Here is an 18,833-nt window from a genome sequence, read left to right on the forward strand (position 1 = left end):
CCGAAACACGAAGCCTTGGTGGTGACTTGCCATGCCCGCACTCCCACGCCCCACCTCCGGCCCCGGCTCCCGCTACACCGCCCGCGCCGCCACCACCCGCCGCCGCCCGAACCACCACCACACCAACATCGCGGCCCTCTCCCACATCCTCACCAACCGAGACCTCTGGCTGGTCCAGATGCTCCACGAACACCGCGTCCTGACCACCCACCAAATCGCCCGCCTCGCCTACACCTCACTGCGCTCCGCCCAACGCCGCCTGCGCGCCCTCCACCAGCACGCCATCCTGGACTCCTTCCGCCCCCTGACCGCCACCGGCTCCGCCCCCGAGCACTACACCCTCGGTCCTGCCGGAGCCGCCCTGCTGGCCGCACACGCCGGACTCGACACCGCCGCCCTCGGCTGGCGTCCCACCCACACCGGCCGCATCGCCTACTCCCCCTCCCTCGGCCACGACCTCGGCGTCAACGACCTCCTCACCCACCTCGCCGCCCACACCCGCACCACCCCCGACACTGGACTTCCCGTCTGGCTGTCCGAACGCTCCGCGGCCCGGCGCTGGAGCGATCTGATCCGCCCCGACGCCTACGCCCACTGGCACGACGGCGACCGCCTCCTGCCGTTCTTTCTCGAATACGACACCGGCAGCCAACCCCTCGCCCGCGTCGAAGCCAAACTCACCGGCTATGCCGCCTTCGTCACCGCCACCAACACCCACCCTGCACTGCTGATCCACACCCGCACCCAGTCCCGGGACCAAGCCCTCCGCAACCGCCTGGCCCAGTCCGCCCGCGAACTGAACCTGCACGTGGCGACCTCATCCGCCGACTTCACCACAGTGCGCCCCTGGGGACCTTGGTGGACTCCCCTCCAGCCAGGCGCCCGCCGCCTCACCCTCACTGATCTCGCGAACCAATGGCCCGGCCTCAGCCCTGCCTCCGGCCTGGAACCCACCGCCGCCGACAACGCACTCACCCTCCCCATCTCCCCGCTGCCACCCGCCGTTCCCCAGGCCCAATCGTGAGTTCCCTGCTGACGAAAGCGGCGACCGGCATCGGGTGCACCGTCGTGGCTCTGCCGCTGCTCGCCGCCCTGACCATCGCCGCAGTGTTCGGCGGCCTCTCCACAGACAGCAGCGTGTCAGCCGCCCCGAGCGGGCACGCTCTGAACGACATTCCGTCCCGCATGCTCGCCCTCTACCAGCGCGCCGCCCTCGCCTGCCCCGGCCTGTCCTGGTCCCTCCTGGCCGCGATCGGCAAGGTCGAGACCGATCACGCCCGCCACCCCACCATGGTCTCGACCGCAGGCGCCGTCGGACCGATGCAATTCTTGCCGGCCACGTTCCAGGCGTACGCGCACCCCGTACCGCCCGGAGGCAAACAGCCACCCACCCCCTGGGACCCGGCCGACGCCGTCTACGCCGCCGCACGACTACTGTGCGCCAACGGCGCGAAGAACGGCAAAGACCTCCAGGCCGCCGTCTTCGCCTACAACCACTCCCACACCTACGTCAGCGCGGTCCTCACCACCGCCCGCAGATATACGGCTGCCACACCCCTGGCAACCGGAGCTGCTGCCAAGGCGGTTGCCTTCGCCCGCGCCCAGCTCGGCACCCCGTACGTATGGGGTGGCAATGGCCCCTCCGACGGAGGCTTCGACTGCTCCGGCCTCACCCAGACCGCCTACGAAGCCGCGAACATCCACCTGCCCCGCGTCGCACAAGCTCAATACGACGCCGGTCCCTATCTCCCGAAGGGAACGCAACTCGCACCAGGCGACCTGCTGTTCTTCGGCGCCAACCCTCACCACATCACCCACGTAAAGCTCTACACCGGCGGTGGAGAAGCGATCGATGCCCCGCACCCCGGAGCCGGCGTCCGCCAAGGGCCCGCACACACCAACACCCGTGCCTTCCAAGGAGCAACCAGGCCCGCGACGCACACAAAGGGGCGGTGACCGGTGAGACAGATCGCCGCCCGCGAAGCCGTTCGCCTCCTGCGCTCCATGACCCGCGTCCTGTGCGTCGTCGGAGTCCTGGCACTGGCCTTCACCACGGTCAACGTCACCCGATTCGCCACCAGTCGCGACGTTCCCCTGCCGATCGCCGTCCTCCTCGATCCGATGATCGGCACGGCGCTGGCCGGTGTCCTCTACGTCGACGCGCGCCTGGCCGCCTGGGGCATCACCCCACCGGCCTGGTCCACCACCCTGCGCTGGAGCGCCGGCTCCACCGCCGCGCTGATGAACACGTGGGAAAGCCTCTGGCCTGACGGGCAGATCGGCTGGCCCCACCACGCCGACCCCGCAGCCGTCCTCCTCCACCTCACCCCAGCCCTCCTCCTCATCGCCCTGACCGAAACCATCGCCGCCTACCGCCGCACCATCACCGACCTCCTCGACCACCTCACCTCCCCACAACCGCCCAACGCTCCCGTCCCCCGACCGACCACCGCCCCCACCGCCCCGGCCGCCCGCCCACCGACCGCCCCCCAGCCGGACACGTCCAGACCGCTCAACGAATCCGATAGTTGTCCGAGCGAGGCCGTCGACATCCCCGCCGCCGCAGACGGGCACCCAGCCGGGCCCGACACCGGCGACAACACCCCCAACGGCCAGCCCCCGCCCCCCAACCGCCCACCGGTCGGAACCGGGGCGGCAGACGCCGACCTATGGCCGCACGCCCTCGCCCTCGACGACGCCAGCCGCGCCACCACCGGCAAACCGGTCAACGCTTGGCGCCTACGCAACGAACTCGGCGTCGGCTCCAAACGCGCCCGCCGACTCCACAACCAACTCCAAACCCGGCACACCAACCACCCACCCCCGATCGGATGACCCCGACCGCCCCCTCCCCGCCCCGGCACCGACCGGCTCACCGCCCACCCGCCCACCGGGACCGCCCCTCCGAGCCATAGCCCCGGATTCGATCCGCTACCCCCCACCCCGACCAGGGACGATGCCGCGGAATCCGCCGCTTGACTTCCCCCACGGTTCGAGCGTCCATGGTCGTGGCCGACGACGACCGCGGGTTCCACAACCGTGAACTCGCCCTCGTTACGACCACGTTCGCCCGGATCAACGCGCTGCGCACGCGCCAGCGAACACCGCGGACCGCCACGCGGACCGCCCCCGGCCGGGGACCTCAACCACGCACCACCCACTCACAGGACGAGGCCCCACATGACCGACACCAACACCACACCCACACCGCAGCCCACCCCCACTACCGAACCCATGGCCGTACCGCTCGGCCTGACCGGCGCAGCCGCCACCGTCTACACCGAGCTGATGGGCCTGACCGAACCGGTCACGGTCTCCGAACTCGCCCGCGCCGCAAGCGTCGGCCACTCCACCGCGGGCCGATGGCTGACCTCATTGGAAAAGCATGGTCTCGCCGCCCGCACCCCCGGCGGGCACGATGGCCCCCGCCGCATGCCCGACCTCTGGTACCCCGCAACCCCCACACCCGCACCCACCAACACCTCAGAGCCGGACGACACCGCCACGCAGCCCCAGTCCGGAACCACACCCGACGATCCCGCCAAGCACGCTGACAGCACCACCGAAGACGCGGGCAACACACACGAGGAGAACCCCTCGGCCACCGCAACAACACCGGAACCGGACAACGCACCCCCCACCACCGACGGCGAGCCCGGCACCTCGCAGGGCGACTCGGCAGACGAGGCACCGGCCCCCTCCCCGGCCACCGAACCAGAGGAGACGGCTCCGGCCATCGGACAGGAACCCAGCACTCGACAGACCGAGCCGCCGCAGGACACCGAGAACAGCGGCGACGAGGGTGACGGTGACCAGAACGACGAACGCAACGCTCATGGCGAGGGCGACACCACGACTACCGGCGCGAAACACGCCACCGAGCCGCAGACAACACCGGCCGTACCGGCATCGCCCATGAACGGGCGGCTCGTGCCCGGAGCGCTGCGGCAGATGGTCATCGATCACCTTCAGGCGTACCCCGACGAGGCGTTTACCGCCACCCGGATCAGCAGGGTCATCGAGAAGTCCTCCGGTGCCATCGCCAACGCCCTCACCAAGCTGGTCGGACTCGGCATCGCAGAACAGGTCACCGACCAGCCCCGCACCTTCCGACTCGCCCGACCCACCACACCGGACACCACCCCGTAACCGGCCACCAAATCGGGCTGGGCGCGCCCCGCACACCATGCGGGGCGCGCCCAGCCACGTTGGCTGCGTTGATGGTCGTGCGACGTCACGCAACGGCTATGTGGCTGCCGGGGCGGTGCGACGGACGGCGGCGTCCAGCAGACAGATGCGCTCGGTCCGTGGAAGACGGTCAAGTCCGCTGAGCCGGCTGAGGAGGTCCTCGTCGTAGCGCAGTGTCGCGCGCTGGGGGTTGGCCAGGTTCAGCAGACATGCGGCGGCCTCGTCGACAACGCTGCCCAGCGAGAGTGGTTGGTCACCGAGCAGGTTGCGGTCGTAGAGGTCGACGGCGGACTGTGCGAGCAGTTCATGAAGGGGCCGGCAGACGCTGTCGGGGCGCACTGTGAGGCGGTCCATGACTTCGGTCAGTAGCTGGTGAACGACGTGATCTCGGGCGGACTCCATGATGAGTTCCTCCTTGGTGGCGAGGGTTGGCGGTTCGGGCCTGTCCGGTGCGCGTGTGGGATGAGCCGTCCGCGGTGGCAGCAAGGCTCCTGAGCGGGCCGTGGGCAGGCGAGGGTGACTGGTGGGGCGGATCCAGTGGCCTCGAGGAGTTCTCCCCGCAGGTCACGAGGGTGGGATCGCGATCTCGGCGGATAGGGCGCGGATGACGTGGGTGGGCGTTCGGGGGTGGGCGGTGGCACGCCAGAGTGGGGTGTTCTCGGGCGCGCGGTGGGCAGCGAACAGCCAGTTCACTGCTCCGTGGCCGAGCTCATCGGGGCGCGGGGCGAGAACAACCGCGTGTCCGTCGGGCGCGTACCAGGCGTCGTGTTCGACGGGGTCACAAAACCACCCGGCGTCCACCAACGGGGCGATGGCCTGCTCGGGCTGCCCAGCAGCCAGCAGGTAGTGCGGACACCTGTCCGTGCCCGGGGCGCCGTCGGCAGTGATCAAGGCGGTGGCGACCGCGATGGGAAGTCGGGGCGGGGCTTGGGAGCTGAAGCGCAGCGTCCATGCCGCAGGTTCGCCCGGGCCGGGGCGAGCGGTGAGTTCCCAACGGGTTGTGAGTGTCCTGCGGTGTTGGCGAGGGGTGCTTTCGGGGGTGTGGAGGGCTTCCAGCAACCCGCCAGGCTCACGATGGCTCAGTACGAGGCTGCCTCCCAGAGTTTGGCAACGCCAGCCGTGAACGCTCAGGGCTTGGACGAGGTTTCGGCACCCGTGGCGTCCGGGCCCATGCGGTGTTGCGGAGCAGTAGGTGTACGTCGGTGAGGTTTCACCACGAACGCGCCTCTCTATCGTGATCACGGGCGTGGAGTCGGTACCAGGCCCCAACGAGTTGATGTGTCCGGGGCCCGGGTACGGCCCGGACCGGCAGCCAGTAGCGGGTGCCGCCCCGGAGGAGTGCCGGGGCGGCACAGCGGTCAGGTCACGTGTTGGCGGTGGCCAGAGCGGCGGTAGCAGCCTTGGCAATGGCGGTGGCGGCCTGGGCCGGATCGGTCAGTTCCACCACGGTGGCGCCGGGCAGAGGCCGGGGGTTGGGGGCGAAGGTGAGCCAGAGCACCGCGCATCCTGCATTCCGGAGAGCGGTGAGGCGGGTGGCGGCGCTGGCGGCTTCGTCGGGGTTGTAGTAGCCGTCGGAGGCGATGACCAGCAGGCGGCCCGCACCAGGTTGGGTGAGGTCGAGGGCGGCGGTGAGGGCGTCGGTGGCCTCGGCGAGGCAGTGCCCCCGGCCCTTGGCGCTGAACTGCGTGACGGCCTTGGGGGTGCGGCCGGGGGCGGTGATGGCGGTGACGGACCGGTCGTAGGCGACGGTGGCGCTGCGGGAGTCGGGGTCGGTCAGTGCGGTGGCCTTGGCCAGGATCCACGCGGCGGAAGCGATCGGGGCGGTGGCGCTGTGCATTGATCCCGACACGTCGACGGCGATCCCGACCCGCAGGGGCGGGGTGGGAGTGGGGCGATGGACTGTGCGGATCCAGGGGGTTGCGATGGGGGTAGCGCCAGCTGCGCGTTGCGCATCCCGGGCCAGAGCTTGGCGCATGTTGAGGCGTCCGGGCGGGGCAGCGGATGCGGTGACAGTGGTGGTCCGTTCCCGGTAGGCGGCGGCCCGCAATGCTCTCGCCAGCCGTCCGGCGGCCGCCTTCTCACCCGCCGCCGGGGGCCGGGCGCCGGTGACCGGTGAGCGTTTGCGGCCCTTGCCGGGGTCGCCGGGGGTGAAGGGGCGTGCGTTGGAGGCGAAGACCTTCTCGGCCGTCTTTGCGGCCTGCCGCGCGCGTGCGGCCTGGTCGGCCTTGGCCTGTGCGCGGGCTGCCCGGGCGGCGGCGCCCCGTGCTTCGGCGGCGACCTGGGCGGCCTCGTTCGCCTGAACCTGGCTAACAACCTTGCCTACGGCTTCCGCCAGTTCACCGGAACGAGCATCTGTGGGGTTCGAGGGTGGTGGCGTGCCGGTGGCGTCCGTGCCGAGCGCCTCGCACCAGGCTCGGGCGTGCTCCATCATCGCCGCGCCGTCCTCGTCGCCGGTGGTGTGGGCTGCCGTCCAGATGGCGGCGAGGGTGTGAAGGAGGTCGGGGCCGAGGATGCCGGTGAGGGTGTTCTCCAGGGTTTCGGTTTCGTCCGGATCGAGGACTCCGGCATCCCGGCGGGCGAGAACCAGCCCCGCCGCGAGGGCCGCCTGCCACCGGTCGGCGAGGGCAGCGCCGGTGAAGTCGTCCAGGACCAGGGTGCGGACGGTGGCCCGCACGTAGCGGCGGTCACCGGGGCGGCGGCGCAGGTGTGCGCACTCGGCGCGGGATTCCTCCAGGATGTGCCCCGCCGCTTCCAGGGCGGTGCCGCGCAGCGGTGGCGGGGCGTACCAGCGGCTGTGCGCGGCGTGTGCGGCTTCGTGGACGAAGGCGCCCCATGCAGCGGGGTAACGGTCTTCGTCGCCGGGCCAGGCGGGGCGGATGGTGGCCGGGTGCAGGGGCGCGAAGAGGGCGGTGTCGATCTCCAGCTGGGCGGTGGTGGGGTAGAAGGCGGCCGGTGCGCCGGAGCGAGTGCCGTGTTCGCAGGTGACCAGGATGTCCTCACGCCCGGTCAGTTCCGGCAGCCGGGTGCTGAGGGCGGCGGCGATGCGCAGCCAGTGGGCACGCTGTGCGGTGGGGCGGGTTTCGGTGAGGTTGCCGCCATCGTCCTCCCAGCGTGCGGCGGCCCATTCGGCCTCGGACAGGGCGGGAGGGGCCGGTGGGACGTGGTTGTGCAACTGGGCAGCCATGACTGGGTGTTCCCTTCGTGTACGTGACGTACGGGGTGTGCGGTGGTGGTGTCTGGGGTGGCCGGGAGGTGGGCCTGTGCGCCTGTGGGCCCGGCCCGGCGGTGCACCGGGCCGGGGCGTGTCAAAGTTGGCGGCCGAGAGCCAGGGCGGTGACGGGGCGGCCGAGGGCTTTGGTGACGATCTCGGCGACCACATCGCGGTCTTCCAGGGGCGCGATGCCAACCAGGTTGGCGAAGGCGGCCTCGGTGCCCAGGACATCGGCGATCTTCTGGAAGGCGATCAACTCTCGTAGCTGCGGTGCCCAGCCGACCTCGCCTGCCTGCTGACCGGTGGCGAGGTGGCGGGCGATGCGGACCGCCGTGCGGTTGATCTTCAGCGAGGCGGCCAGGTCGTAGTCCGAACCGACCTGGATCTGCACACTGAATCGCGACGCGAGGGCCTCGGTCAGCATTGCCCCGTGCACGCCCGGGTTGTGACCGGCGATCACGTAGAAGCCGTCGGCGGCGCTGATCGTCTCGCCCTTGTGCGCCTTGACCTGAATCTGGCGTCGCCCGTCCATCGCCGGATACAGGGCGGCCAGCACCTTCGGGGAGATCAGCGTCGCGTCGTCCAGGAGCAGTGGGCGTCCTTCTTGCATCGCGGTGACCAGCGGTCCGTAGATGAACTCGTAGCCACCGCTTGAGTCCTGGGTGTATTCGCCGACAAGGTCGCCGACCGTGGTGTCCCCGTCCCCGGCCACCGTGATCAGGTCCGGGAATGCGGCCTCGATCAACGAGGTCTTCCCCGTCCCCGGCGGCCCGTACAACAACACTGCAACCCCCGCCTCCCGCAGCTTGCGCAGGGCTTCGACGTCCGGGAGTTGTGCCAGTGCGCGGGGGTGGTACTGCTGTCCGTTCGGGCGGGTGATGGGCTGCGGTTTCCCGCCCGGCGGCGGTGCGACCTTGGGCGGTTGGGCGGTTGGCCGTGGTGCGGGCACGGCCGGAGTCGGACTGGGTGGGTTTGTCGGGGTGGCCTGGGCGGCAGCAGCGGTCTGCGGAGTGGCTCGGTACATACGGGGTTTCTCGCCGACTCGTGCCGCCTCGCCCCGGCATACGAGGGTGTCGCAGGCGTTGCCGACCGCGCCTCCCGAATGTCCCAGCGTCTTCGCCAGCTCGGTGACGCTGAACATCGAACCGGCGTGGTCCGCCAGGATCTTCGCCACCCGGGCCCGCAACTCACCCGGTCGCGCCTTCGACGACACAGCCAGGGAGGCTGGAGCCGCTGGTGTGGGCGGTGCCTGAATCTGAGGTTGGGACTGGGGCTGGGACGCTGGTGGGGGCTGGGTGCTCATGGGCGGCTCCGTTCGTGGTGCCGGAAGGTGGCGGGTCGGCTACTTGTCGGCGGGCGGCGCCTGGCGCGGCACACGGGGCCGGGGCGAGCGGGGCGGCTGGGGCAACGGCTCGATCGGCTGTCTGGGCCGGGGGATGCGGGGGATTACGGGGGCGTTGTCGTCCGAGGGATGCATGGGTCAGCTCCGTCTTTTCAGGCGTAGGTGGGGGCGGTGTACGGCGGCCTTCAGGCGGCGGTGGCCGGAATTATTTTTGGCCGCACTTCACCCCTGCGCGGATATCCTCCGCGAGAGAATTGGCAGGATTTCCCGTTCCCATTTCCCGGGAACAATTCAAATATAGCTCGATCCACATTCCAGCTGAAGCCGGATTTGGCTTGATAATGCTGGACTTCTCGCGAATTCACGACGGGAATTCAGGGGAATTTCCGGGCGTACGACGCAAGGCGTCGTGGTTCGTGGAATTGACGACCGTTTCCCAGGTGCCTGCATGCGCGGCCCCCGGCGCGGCCCCCGGCGCGGCCCCCGGCGCGGCCCCCGGCGCGGCCCCCGGCGCGGCCCCCGGCGCGGCCCCCGGCGCGGCCCCCGGCGCGGCCCCCGGCGCGGCCCCCGGCGCGGCCCCCGGCGCGGCCCCCGGCGCGGCCCCCGGCGCGGCCCCCGGCGCGGCCCCCGGCGCGGCCCCCGGCGCGGCCCCCGGCGCGGCCCCCGGCGCGGCCCCCGGCGCGGCCCCCGGCGCGGCCCCCGGCGCGGCCCCCGGCGCGGCGGCACCCTCGGCTACGCCTGGGCGCCGCCGCGCCTCTATGGACCCGAAGCTGTCCGGTTCGCCGGCCAGGGAAGGAGAAGGGACTTGATTGAGGTGGGAGGAAGCGAGAGCGCAGAGGCGGGCGCCAGCATGTATGCGGGGCCGGTGGGCCGGGCGCTGGTCACAGGTAGATCGGGATGCTTTGCTGCACAGAAATACAGTCGCCCTCGCCCACGGGTGGCTCGCTGGCCCTCTGGCCCGCGGTTACGGGGCGGGTGAGGGTGTCGTATCCAAGCGCGTACACGGGAACGACGGGGGGATCGGCCCCCGGAACGACGGGGGGAACGCCAACGGGCCTTTTGGGCCGCGGCGAGGTGGCTCGCAGGCACGTTGAGCTGCGATTTCACCCCATTTGGCGCGTGGGAGTCCGAGGTGCGATGAGGGCTTGGGTGGCGGGGTCGGGTTCGAGGCCGAGATCGGCGAGGTGGCGTTCGAGGCGGGTGTAGGTATGGCGGGCGGCGTCGTGGCGGCCGGCGGCCTGGTACAGCCGGATAGCGTGTTGGGCTAGCCGCTCGTGGTCGGGGTGGAGCGCTCCGAGGTGTTCCAGGAGCGTCAGGGCGGCATCCCGTTGCTGCGGGTCGGCGGTGGTGTGTTCGGCTTGGTGGGCCAGGCGGAGGGCGGCGTCGGTGGCCTGGGTGGTGAGGTGTTCGCGGACTGTGTCGGCCCACAGATGGTCGGCGCCTTGTGCGAAGGGGCCGTGGTAGTGGCTCAAAGCCTCGCGCACGACGGCCAAGGTGTCGCAGCCGGGCTCCGCGGTGGCCGAGAAGGCTTTTTTGAGGATGCGGGTGAAATCCTCAAGGTCGGTTTCTACGAGGTCCGGGTGGAGTTTGTGGAGTTCTCCTTGGCGCAGGATGAATTCCTGTCCGGTGATTTCGGTGGTGGTGCGCAGGGTGCGGCGTACGGCGCGGCGGAGGTTTTTCAGTGCGTTGTGCTCGGTGCCGGGTTCGAGGTGGAGTTTGTCGGCGATATCGCAGGCCAGGAGGCCGGTGGGGTGGGCGGCGAGCAGGGCGAGGAATTCGTGGACTTCGGGGCGCAGGTTGGTGCCGACGGGTTCTTTGTGGCCTTGGGCGTAGAGCGTGACGGGGCCCAGGACGTGGAGGCGGACGGGCTTGGTCTGCTGGCACCGGGACGTGGAAGTGGGCTGCGGGTCCGGGACAGAGCCCGGTTCGGGCTCTGGCTCTTCGGCGGAGGAGGGTTGTGGCTGGCTTTGCCGTGAGGGTGGCTGTTGGTTGGGCAGGACGCGCAGGTGGGGGCGCTGGCCGTGGGCGCCGAGGAGGACCTCGGTCATGTCCCGGCCGGCTTCGGGCGTGAGGCGGAACAGCTCCAGCTGGCCTGGATGTTGGGGTTTCGAGTTGGGCTTGGTGGTGGTGCCGTCCGTGGCGATGCGCCATTGTTCTGCGCCGGGCAGTGGGGTGCCGAGGGCGAGGACCGCCAGGACGCCGGGGCGGCTGCGGGCCGCCACGGCTTGGATCTGCCCGGCGTGAGCGGCGTCGGGTGTGACGACGAGGATCAGCGAGCCGGGACCGGCCTCGTCGGCACCGTTGTCTGCCGCCGACTCGACTGGCGACGTGTCGCGGTCGTGATCTGCGTGAGCGTGGGCGACCAGGTGCTGCTCGGCCATGCGAACTGCCTGCGCGGTATTGGCGGCCTGGGTCAAGGCGGTGAACTGCGGTGGCAGTCCAGGCAGAAGGCAGTCGACAAGGTCTTGCGGGACGACGGCTTTGAGGTGGGCAGGGCCAGGGCGTTGGCGTTCGGCGGCGGTGAGGACGCCCGTCAGCAGGGCGCGAGCGGCATCCTCGGCGCCCGGTCCCGTCCAGGTGCAGCCACCGGCCGTCGCCAGGACGTCGAGCGGCACCTCGGCGTTGTCGCGCATCCCGATGGTCACCGTGTCCGCGTTGCGGGGTTGTTGGGGAGCAGTGCGGCGGACGATCAAGGAGTCCGGATCACGTCGGCAAGCAGATTGCGTTGTCGCGTGGGCAGCCTGTGCGGCCTTGTCGACCAGCGGGCTCAGAGCCGGTACGGCTGCCTCCGGATCACGTCGGCGCCGCTGGTGCAGGTACCAGTAGCGGCGTACGACCAGGAGCCCGGCGGCTGCGGTGATGCCGATCAGGCTTGCCTCGCCGAAGCCGACCGCTGCCGGTCCCCGCTTCACTTCAGCACTCCGGTCCGAAGCGACGGCATTGTGCTTCGGTGTGGTGGCAGGGCGCTCCTCCACGGTGTGCTGATCGCTGGCGGCCTGCTGATCGGCCACAGGTTTCCCGTCGGGTGCCGGCGGCGCAGCGGCAGTCGGCGTGGAAGATGATGATGGTTCGGTATGCGGTGTCGGGCGGGCGGGAATCGGGAGGGTTGCCGGCGAAGTGGGGGTGTGATCGGTGGCGGGGATGGCCAGTCGCCAGCCGGACTGGAGCAGGTCCGGATCGTGGAGCCGGGCACCATCGTGTTGCAGGCGGTCTTTGTTGAGTGCGTAGATGCGGGGCCATTTGAGGGCATCGCCCAAGTGCGCCTCGGCGATGTCCCACAAGGTGTCGCCTTCGGCCACCGTGTACTCGACGTGCCGCACCACCTCGGCGCCAACATGCGGCCCAGGAGCCCCCGGAAGAGACTTCTCCACGGCCGGGGCTGGTCCCTCGATCGACGGGGAGAGCGGGGCCGTCGCGACGAGCCGTTGCGACGCCGTGTTCGCCGTGGAGGGCTGCTGTGCGGCGGCCTGCGTAGGGCGCCAGAGACTGAGCACGGCTACAACGAGGGTGCCGATACACAGCGCGGCCAGCGAGCCCTTGAGCGACAAGGCGGCGACATGCTCGTGGTGAGCCCGCCGGTCGTGCAGCAGCTGTGGGAAGTGCACGGTGTACCAGCAGATCTCGCGGATCACGGTGAAGGCGAAAGCGGCCCAGCACCCCCAGCCCACCACCGCCAGCAGATCGATGACCAGAGGATCGCTGACCGGCTGAGCAAGCCGTTCGCCCACCTCATGCCAGGAGTGGACACGGTCGGGCCAGGGGAAGCCGGCGGCCTGCCAGAGCACGTAGGGCATTCCGACCAGCAGGGTGAGCGTGACGGCAAAGGTGCCCAGGGCCGTGACGGCCGCGGTCAGGCGCTCGCGTAGTGCGGTGCGATGGGTCATGGCCGGTGCGCCCTCCGCGGCGGATGTGGTGAACGATCTTTATGGGGTGGTGCCTTCGGCGTACGAGGTTGCGGTCGCATGCAAGGTGAGGGTGCGCAGGCCGACCAGCTGGAGAATCTGCGTGCGGTAGCGGTGGGTGACGTGGACGGTGACGGCGCTCCCCTTCACGGTCGCGCTGCCTGCGTCCCCGACTGCGGCGACATGGGCGCGGGCAGCCCGGGCAGCCTCGACACCCACGAGCCGGACCTCGCGATGGTCGCGCAGCCGACCGACGTCGAGTTGCTGGGCGCCGCTCCGGGCGGCCTCCTGCGCCACGTCCAGCGCCTGAGCCTTGCCGGCCAAGGCCAGGCCCCCGTCGACGACGATCCCGGCGAACAACCACAACGCGGCCGCAACACCCACCACGAACGCCGTCGCCTGCCCCCGGTCGTCTCCCTGAGCGAACTTGGCACCGGCGACGCCCAGGTGTGCTCGGAGCCAGTGCCTCATGAGGTGCCCCTGAAGGTATCGACGACGGAGAAGGCAGTGCCGGCCAGCCGCACGCGGCCGGGCATTCCAGTGCGGGTCAGGTTTCCCAGAGCAGCGGTGCAGGAGATCTTCGCCGTGACGTTGGCTCCGGGGGTGAGGCCACCGGTCGTAATGCGGACGACAGGACTCGTGCAGGTGGCCCCAGCTTCTTTGAGCGCGGTGGTCACCGCGTGGGCGGCCTGGGCGCGGGCGGCGTGCTCGGTGCGGGCCAGGGAAGCGGCACGGGCGGCTTGGTGGGCAGCGTCCGCCACGACGAGGCGTGCGTCGGCAAGCCGCCCCAGAGCCACGACGACAAGCAGCACCAGCACCAGCAGCGGGGTCACCAGCACCAGCTCCACCGACGCCGAACCCCGATCATCGGCATCACGAGCACGACGTGTCTGGGGCGTCATGGCCGCTCCCCGGCGGGGGTGGTGAGGCGTTCGGTGGGGCCGGCAGCGGTACCGGAGGCATGCAGGTGCAGGCCCGGGGCAACGGCCATTACCGTTCCCCGGACTCGGACCGTGGTCTGCGTCGAGGTGCGGTCGACCGCTACGGAAGGCGTGGTCAGGATCCGGCTGCCCAGCGCGGCAAGGCTGCGCCGGGCCTGGGCCCGACCTTCCGCCGCCGTACCGTCCTTGGTTCGTGCGGTGGCCAGGGCCCGTGCGGCGGCGTACTGGGCGATGTGCCGGGCGTGCCAGACGAGGGCGAACTGCACCACCAGCATGGCCAAGAGCAGCAGCACGGGGACGACCAGCACCAGCTGCGTCGACGCCGCCCCGCGATCGTCGCGCAACCCACGTGGGACAGCGGTCATGTCTACCCGAGGTCGATGGACTTGGCCTTGGCGGTGACCTTGGCGACGATGATGCCGACCACGCTCAGGCCCAGGATGACCAGCAGGGCGGTGATCAGGACGGTCTCGGTGGTGTAGCCAGCGTCGCTGCGGGCGTGCCGGCGCACCTCGGCCAGGTGGGCCCGCAGCAGGCGAGCCATCGTCTTCACATCGAACATGACTTGACTTTCTCTTCGATTCTTGTGCGTTTCGGAGCTGTCAAGTGGCGGACAGCACGTGAGCGAGGGCGGGGTACCCGATCAGCAGCAGGAAGGCGGCGAACAGCCCGACCACCGGCACGGACATCTGCTCGGTGGCCGCCTGCGCCACCCCGTCGGCCTCGGAGATCCTGCGCCGCCGCATCGCCCGCGCCTTCGCCCCCAGTGAGCTCCGGACCTTGGCGCCCTCGCTGCCCGCAAGGCTCAGTGTCGAGGCGAGCTCCACCAGGTCGCTGACGCCCAGCTGCCGACCGAGTTCGCCCAGGCGGGTCCAGGGGCTGGTGCGGGTGAGCTGCGCGACGTGCAGGGCGTGCCGCAGGGTGCCGGCTGCCCAGCCCTGCGGTGCGGCGACGGCCTGGGTCAGGGCTTGTTGGACGCCCGCGCCGCCGGCCAGCGCGATCACAGTCAAGTCCAGGACGAGGCTGAGGGTGTGCTGCATCTCGCGGCGTCGCCGCTGCGCCTGCTTGCGCAGACCAAGGTCGGGGACGAAGAACAGCGCTGCCGCAAGGGCCAGGGAGCCGGACAGCGGTACCCACCATCCGGCCGCGACATCCGCCCCCAGGCGCAGCAGCAGAACGCCGGCCCAGGGAGCGACGAGCCCGGTCATTGCACAGGTGGCCTTGCCCGCCAGATGCGTTTCCTCGTCCGTGCCACAGACTGCGAGGTCCGCCCGCAAGGACTTCGTGGGGAATCCGAGCGCCCGCACCAACGGCACCGCACGCCGCCCCAACCGGGTCGCCCACTCCATCTCCTCCGCGCCCCGCTCCGACGAAGACACAGGCTGCACAGGGGTGTTGAGTGCGGTCAGGACATCGGCGAGCGCGGGCCTGGGAGGACGCAGCCCGTAGACAACAGCGGTCGCCCCGGCGCCGAGGAGCGCCCCGAGCAGCATGACAATCACGGTCGACCTCCCGGTGCCGGACCTGACCCGGCGACGGCTGGGGTGATCAGGCGGACGGGGTCGTCGATACGGCCGATCGCGGACAGGTAGGTGAAGCTGGCAGCGAACAGCCCGCCCACCGCTGCCAGGACCGCCTGCCCGGTCAACGTGTTGAAGGGATCCAGGTACGGGCGGTTGAAGACCACCATGCCCACCGCCATCCCCAACGTGACGATGACGGTGACCCGCACCCCGGTCCGTACACTCGCGCGGCCGGCATCGATGCGCTGCCGCATGGCGACCTGCTCGCGCACCGACTCCGCCAGCTCGCCCAGCAGTGGCGCCAACTGGCCCGCCTGCTGCTCGGCCGCCATGACCAGCGCCGACACGACCACATCCGCCAGCGCATCATCCACGTCCGCGGCGAACGCCCTCAGGGCAACGGGAAGGGACCGTCCCGATCGGACTGCGGCGGCCAGCTTCCGCAACTCGTCCTCAAGGGCGGTCGGCGCGATGTCGGCGGTAGCCAGTACCGCCTGTTCCAGGCCGGCTGCGGCGGAGAGGGTGTCGCGCAGCATTTCCGTCCAGGCGGCCAGTGCCTCCATCCGCTCCGTACGCAGGGCCGCCGCCCGGTCCGGGCCCAGCAACCCAGGCAGCGTCAGGCCGGCCACCGCGGTCAGTACCGCCGCCACCGGCCAGCCCGTCAAGGCGCCCACGACCACTCCGACTGTTACCGCGATCGCGAAGCGCCGCGAGGTCCAGTCCGCAGGCAGCCGCCCAAGCAGCCGACGCCTGAGCCCCACCTGCTCCGCGCGCACCGCCCGTCGTACGGCGCCGTAGCCGATCGCCACCAGCCCCAGGCCACACACCGTGCCGCAAGCAACCGCCACCGCCGTCACCGTGCCGGGACCCCAGTGGATGGTGGTCATCTGGCCGCTCCCCACCATGGTGCCTCGGTGACCTGGGGCTCCAGTCCGGCCGCGACCAGATCGTTGAGTGTCTCCGTTCGCAACGGGGCCGCGGGAACGGCCCTGCCGTCCGAGCCGGGCCGGTAGACCTCGTTGGAGACGATCTGCGCCCCGTCGGCGTCGATGACTTCCCGCACCGAATCGATCACCCGTCGCCCCGCCACATCCCAGCCCAGATGCACAACGAAGTGCACCGCGGAGGCCACCATCAGGTTCGTCGCCTCCAGCGACAACCGCTCCGGAGCCTGCGCCGCGTAGGAGGCGAGTTTGGTGAACACCCCGCGCGAGGTCGAGGCATGAATGGTGGAGAGCGAACCGTCGTTGCCCTGCGACATGGCGTTGCACATCGGGATGACCTCGGCACCGCGGATCTCCCCGACGATGACCCGGTCCGGGGACATCCGCAGCCCCCAACGCACCAGCTCCGCCTGGTCGATACCACCTTGCCCCTCGATGTTCGGCTCCCGTGCCTGCATGGCCACCACATTCGGATGCGCCACCGGATCGGCATCCAGACCGAGCTCGAAAGTGTCCTCGATCGTCACCAGCCGCTCCTCGGGCGGAATCTCATGTGCGAAGGCCCGCAACACCGTGGTCTTGCCGACATTTGTCCCGCCGCCGATCACGATGTTCTTCCGCGCCCGCACCAGCGCGGTCAGGAAGGCCGCCAGTTGCTGATCACAGACACCCAGCCGCACCAGCTCGGCCATCGAGGCTGCCGGGAAGCGGTGGCGGCGGATCGTCAGCGACACCCGACCAGTCACTGCCATCACCGCGAAAAGCCGCGATCCATCGGGGAGTTGAAGGTTCAGCCGAGGCATTCCTCGGTCGAAGCGACGCTCTTCGTCGCCCGTACTGGCCGCGAGGGTGCGCACGAGTTCCACCAGCTCGGCATCCGAGGCCGCCACGGCACTCTCGCGACGCCATGTCCCGGAGGCATCCTTGACCCAGACGACATCGCAGCCGTTGATGCAGATGTTCTCCAGCGTGGTGTCCGCCAGCAGCCGCTCCAGACGCCCCGTTCCGAACAACGCATCCGTGACCGCTTGAGTGACCCGTTCCTCGACGGCCGCGTCGACGACCCGACTGCCGTAGGAGAGGGCCAGTCGGCGCTGGGCCCCCAGTTCCTCGGCCAGCAGGCGATCTACGGTGGCTCGGCGCGCCGCCTCGCTCTCCGCCGGCAGCCCCGCTGCCTCCCGCTCACCGGCATACTCCGCCAGCCGGGCCGCCACCCGCTGCCGCACCAGCAGCACCAGGTCCTGCTCGCCTTGTGCCGGGATCACGCCCGGCGGCATCAGCGTCTCGCCCACGAGGGCACTCCCTCATCACCCGCGACCGGGACCGGACACCGCTGTGTCTCGGCATTCGTCATCGTGATCTTCTGCGATCGGTAGTCGGCCAGTTGCCGGGCCAGCTTGCAGGTCGCGGCCATGAGCGGCGTCACCCGGAACCCGGTCGTCCGCAGTCGTCCCGCACGCCGCCGGTTCATCACGGCTACGGTCTTGATATCCCACGGCAGGAAGACCACCTGCTCGATGGCGAGCGACTGCGCAATCTCGTCCGCTGGATACGGACACGGGCCCACAACGGCCAACGTCAACCGGCTGCCGTACGCTTCCGTGTTCAGCCCGTACGCGGACACATGCGTCAGTGGCTCCGCGCCACCCCGCGCCACCAGGACCACCTGATCAGCGGCCCCCAGCAGCGGCTCAACGTCGCTTCCGATCCGCCCAACATCCAGCAACACCGTGCCCTGGTCGCCTTCCCCACCCAGCAGCACCCGCCGCCCGCCTTCACCGGCCAGCAACCGCACCGCCTCCGTGCACGGGCCGCGCCCCGGCACCGCAGCCACCACCCGTACCCCAAGGGGAAGTTCAGTCACCGCACCCAGCAAGGACCCTGGATACGGCTTCCCCACCGCGGCCGCCACGTCCAACAGTGAGGGCGCTGGCGGTAGCCCGAAGCGCATCATCAGGTCTCCACCGGACCCGTCTGCCTCCACCATCACCGGCCGGACCCCACCATCCGCCTCAGACGGCCACGCGGCAGACAACGCCAACGCCACCGTCGTCACCCCCGGCGCGCCCGAGACCGACCCGACCACCACCAAACGCCTCATGGAGCCTCACGCCCCTGTGCCGGCAGCACCACCACACGCGGATGCTCCAGCTGCGCCGCCCGCTTCGCAGCCCCGGTCTCCACCAGCACCGTCACCACCCGTGGCCCGCCCGACGACTCCGGTGCCCGCACCCCCGTCACCGTCCCCATCACCGGAGCGGACGCCTGGTCGTCGTCGGTCTGCGCCGCACCGCCTCCAGTTGGGCCAGGCAGCACCGCCACTCGTTCTCCGCGAGCGAGTTCCGGTGGCGCCGCGCCCGGCTCCACTGCGAGCGATACCTGGGAGGAGCCCTTCGGCGGAAAGGTGACGGGTGTCCCCACCTGCCCGGGCGCCAACAATGCACCGGCCACCAAAGGCACCTTCACCCTCCGCCCGAGGACCGTGCCCCGATCAGCCACTGGCACGACGCCCGCCTCCGCAGCAACTTCCACCACCCGCAGGTCAGCCGGTTGAAGCACCCGGCCCACAGGCACGTCACGCGCCAGCGCCAGCACCCGATCCCGGTGCCCCACCACGTTGGCGACCATCGTGAAGCCGACCGCCGAGACCACCACCGCCCCCAGGCCCGCCCACACCCAGCCCAGTCGACGCCGCCGACCACCGGTCACAAGCGGCTTTCGCTCCGGACCTGACTGGCGCGCCCCCGGCACACCGTCCCCAGCACTCCTGGGGACTGAAGAA

General features: G+C 70.7%; 19 protein-coding genes. 5 read left to right on the plus strand and 14 right to left on the minus strand.

The features are described from left to right. Nucleotides 1–31 precede the first annotated feature (31 nt). The 4 genes from JNO44_RS37745 to JNO44_RS37760 all read left to right on the plus strand — a co-directional run bounded on the left by JNO44_RS37745 (nt 32) and on the right by JNO44_RS37760 (nt 4,149). Nucleotides 32–1,024 (plus strand): replication-relaxation family protein, encoded by a 993-nt coding sequence (locus JNO44_RS37745; protein ID WP_205368511.1) that lies wholly within the window; start codon nt 32–34, stop codon nt 1,022–1,024. Next, the gene (locus tag JNO44_RS37750) at nt 1,021–1,956 is read left to right on the plus strand and encodes a C40 family peptidase (RefSeq protein ID WP_205368512.1); all 936 of its coding nucleotides are present in this window, start codon (nt 1,021–1,023) and stop codon (nt 1,954–1,956) included. The genes JNO44_RS37745 and JNO44_RS37750 overlap by 4 nt, the downstream gene beginning before the upstream one ends. Before the next feature lie 3 nt (nt 1,957–1,959). After that, on the plus strand, nt 1,960–2,835 hold the full coding sequence (locus JNO44_RS37755) for an extensin (RefSeq protein ID WP_205368513.1): 876 nt from the start codon (nt 1,960–1,962) through the stop codon (nt 2,833–2,835). Between the two features lie 345 nt (nt 2,836–3,180). Next, nucleotides 3,181–4,149 carry a helix-turn-helix domain-containing protein gene (locus JNO44_RS37760; RefSeq protein ID WP_205368514.1) on the plus strand — a complete coding sequence of 323 codons (969 nt, stop codon included), beginning with the start codon at nt 3,181–3,183 and terminating at the stop codon, nt 4,147–4,149. A 96-nt stretch (nt 4,150–4,245) separates the two neighbouring features. Here the strand turns inward: JNO44_RS37760 and JNO44_RS37765 are convergent, their stop codons facing one another. The 4 genes from JNO44_RS37765 to JNO44_RS37780 all read right to left on the minus strand — a co-directional run bounded on the left by JNO44_RS37765 (nt 4,246) and on the right by JNO44_RS37780 (nt 8,573). Then, nucleotides 4,246–4,590 carry a hypothetical protein gene (locus tag JNO44_RS37765; protein ID WP_205368515.1) on the minus strand — a complete coding sequence of 115 codons (345 nt, stop codon included), beginning with the start codon at nt 4,588–4,590 and terminating at the stop codon, nt 4,246–4,248. A 162-nt stretch (nt 4,591–4,752) separates the two neighbouring features. Then, nucleotides 4,753–5,541 carry a DUF317 domain-containing protein gene (locus JNO44_RS44680; protein WP_338058597.1) on the minus strand — a complete coding sequence of 263 codons (789 nt, stop codon included), beginning with the start codon at nt 5,539–5,541 and terminating at the stop codon, nt 4,753–4,755. A 10-nt stretch (nt 5,542–5,551) separates the two neighbouring features. Beyond that, on the minus strand, nt 5,552–7,372 hold the full coding sequence (locus JNO44_RS37775) for a VWA domain-containing protein (protein WP_205368517.1): 1,821 nt from the start codon (nt 7,370–7,372) through the stop codon (nt 5,552–5,554). A 121-nt stretch (nt 7,373–7,493) separates the two neighbouring features. Further along, nucleotides 7,494–8,573 (minus strand): AAA family ATPase, encoded by a 1,080-nt coding sequence (locus JNO44_RS37780; protein ID WP_205371242.1) that lies wholly within the window; start codon nt 8,571–8,573, stop codon nt 7,494–7,496. A gap of 608 nt (nt 8,574–9,181) precedes the next feature. On the opposite strand from JNO44_RS37780, the gene JNO44_RS37785 reads away from it, so the two are divergent. Continuing rightward, a complete protein-coding gene (locus tag JNO44_RS37785; protein ID WP_205368518.1) occupies nt 9,182–9,550 on the plus strand; it encodes a hypothetical protein in 369 nt (122 codons plus the stop codon). 294 nt (nt 9,551–9,844) lie between these two features. Here JNO44_RS37785 and JNO44_RS37790 read toward each other — a convergent pair whose 3' ends face one another. From JNO44_RS37790 to JNO44_RS37835, 10 genes are read right to left on the minus strand one after another with little or no spacing between them, the layout of a single operon-like run. Continuing rightward, complete coding sequence (locus tag JNO44_RS37790) at nt 9,845–12,625, minus strand: AfsR/SARP family transcriptional regulator (protein WP_205368519.1); 2,781 nt, start codon at nt 12,623–12,625, stop codon at nt 9,845–9,847. Nucleotides 12,626–12,664: 39 nt separating this feature from the next. Further along, nucleotides 12,665–13,114, minus strand: a complete 450-nt coding sequence (locus JNO44_RS37795; RefSeq protein ID WP_205368520.1) for a pilus assembly protein TadG-related protein — start codon at nt 13,112–13,114, stop codon at nt 12,665–12,667. Then, entirely contained in the window at nt 13,111–13,491 is a 381-nt protein-coding gene (locus JNO44_RS37800; RefSeq protein WP_205371252.1) for a TadE/TadG family type IV pilus assembly protein, read from the minus strand. The genes JNO44_RS37795 and JNO44_RS37800 overlap by 4 nt, the downstream gene beginning before the upstream one ends. A gap of 50 nt (nt 13,492–13,541) precedes the next feature. Continuing rightward, nucleotides 13,542–13,949: a TadE/TadG family type IV pilus assembly protein gene (locus JNO44_RS37805; RefSeq protein WP_205368521.1), complete on the minus strand. Its 408-nt coding sequence runs from the start codon at nt 13,947–13,949 to the stop codon at nt 13,542–13,544. Nucleotides 13,950–13,951: 2 nt separating this feature from the next. Further along, a complete protein-coding gene (locus tag JNO44_RS37810) occupies nt 13,952–14,146 on the minus strand; it encodes a hypothetical protein (protein WP_205368522.1) in 195 nt (64 codons plus the stop codon). 40 nt (nt 14,147–14,186) lie between these two features. Continuing rightward, entirely contained in the window at nt 14,187–15,086 is a 900-nt protein-coding gene (locus JNO44_RS37815) for a type II secretion system F family protein (protein WP_205368523.1), read from the minus strand. Further along, nucleotides 15,083–16,012 (minus strand): type II secretion system F family protein, encoded by a 930-nt coding sequence (locus JNO44_RS37820; RefSeq protein ID WP_205368524.1) that lies wholly within the window; start codon nt 16,010–16,012, stop codon nt 15,083–15,085. Before JNO44_RS37820 ends, JNO44_RS37815 begins: the two co-directional genes overlap by 4 nt. Beyond that, a complete protein-coding gene (locus JNO44_RS37825) occupies nt 15,991–17,343 on the minus strand; it encodes a TadA family conjugal transfer-associated ATPase (protein ID WP_205368525.1) in 1,353 nt (450 codons plus the stop codon). Before JNO44_RS37825 ends, JNO44_RS37820 begins: the two co-directional genes overlap by 22 nt. Continuing rightward, entirely contained in the window at nt 17,328–18,152 is an 825-nt protein-coding gene (locus JNO44_RS37830) for a MinD/ParA family ATP-binding protein (protein ID WP_205368526.1), read from the minus strand. The genes JNO44_RS37825 and JNO44_RS37830 overlap by 16 nt, the downstream gene beginning before the upstream one ends. Continuing rightward, nucleotides 18,149–18,727, minus strand: coding sequence for an SAF domain-containing protein (locus JNO44_RS37835; RefSeq protein ID WP_205368527.1), 579 nt, complete (start codon nt 18,725–18,727; stop codon nt 18,149–18,151). The genes JNO44_RS37830 and JNO44_RS37835 overlap by 4 nt, the downstream gene beginning before the upstream one ends. Between the last annotated feature and the right edge of the window lie 106 nt (nt 18,728–18,833).

This window comes from Streptomyces noursei (assembly GCF_016917755.1).
Lineage (GTDB): Bacteria > Actinomycetota > Actinomycetes > Streptomycetales > Streptomycetaceae > Streptomyces > Streptomyces yunnanensis.

Bases quoted from the DNA above. Each gene is read 5' to 3' on its own strand.
- JNO44_RS37745 (WP_205368511.1), top strand. From the start codon at position 32: ATGCCCGCACTCCCACGCCCCACCTCCGGCCCCGGCTCCCGCTACACC.
- JNO44_RS37760 (WP_205368514.1), top strand. From the start codon at position 3,181: ATGACCGACACCAACACCACACCCACACCGCAGCCCACCCCCACTACC.
- JNO44_RS37765 (WP_205368515.1), bottom strand. From the start codon at position 4,590: ATGGAGTCCGCCCGAGATCACGTCGTTCACCAGCTACTGACCGAAGTC.
- JNO44_RS37775 (WP_205368517.1), bottom strand. From the start codon at position 7,372: ATGGCTGCCCAGTTGCACAACCACGTCCCACCGGCCCCTCCCGCCCTG.
- JNO44_RS37790 (WP_205368519.1), bottom strand. From the start codon at position 12,625: ATGACCCATCGCACCGCACTACGCGAGCGCCTGACCGCGGCCGTCACG.
- JNO44_RS37795 (WP_205368520.1), bottom strand. From the start codon at position 13,114: ATGAGGCACTGGCTCCGAGCACACCTGGGCGTCGCCGGTGCCAAGTTC.
- JNO44_RS37805 (WP_205368521.1), bottom strand. From the start codon at position 13,949: ATGACCGCTGTCCCACGTGGGTTGCGCGACGATCGCGGGGCGGCGTCG.
- JNO44_RS37810 (WP_205368522.1), bottom strand. From the start codon at position 14,146: ATGTTCGATGTGAAGACGATGGCTCGCCTGCTGCGGGCCCACCTGGCC.
- JNO44_RS37820 (WP_205368524.1), bottom strand. From the start codon at position 16,012: ATGGTGGGGAGCGGCCAGATGACCACCATCCACTGGGGTCCCGGCACG.
- JNO44_RS37830 (WP_205368526.1), bottom strand. From the start codon at position 18,152: ATGAGGCGTTTGGTGGTGGTCGGGTCGGTCTCGGGCGCGCCGGGGGTG.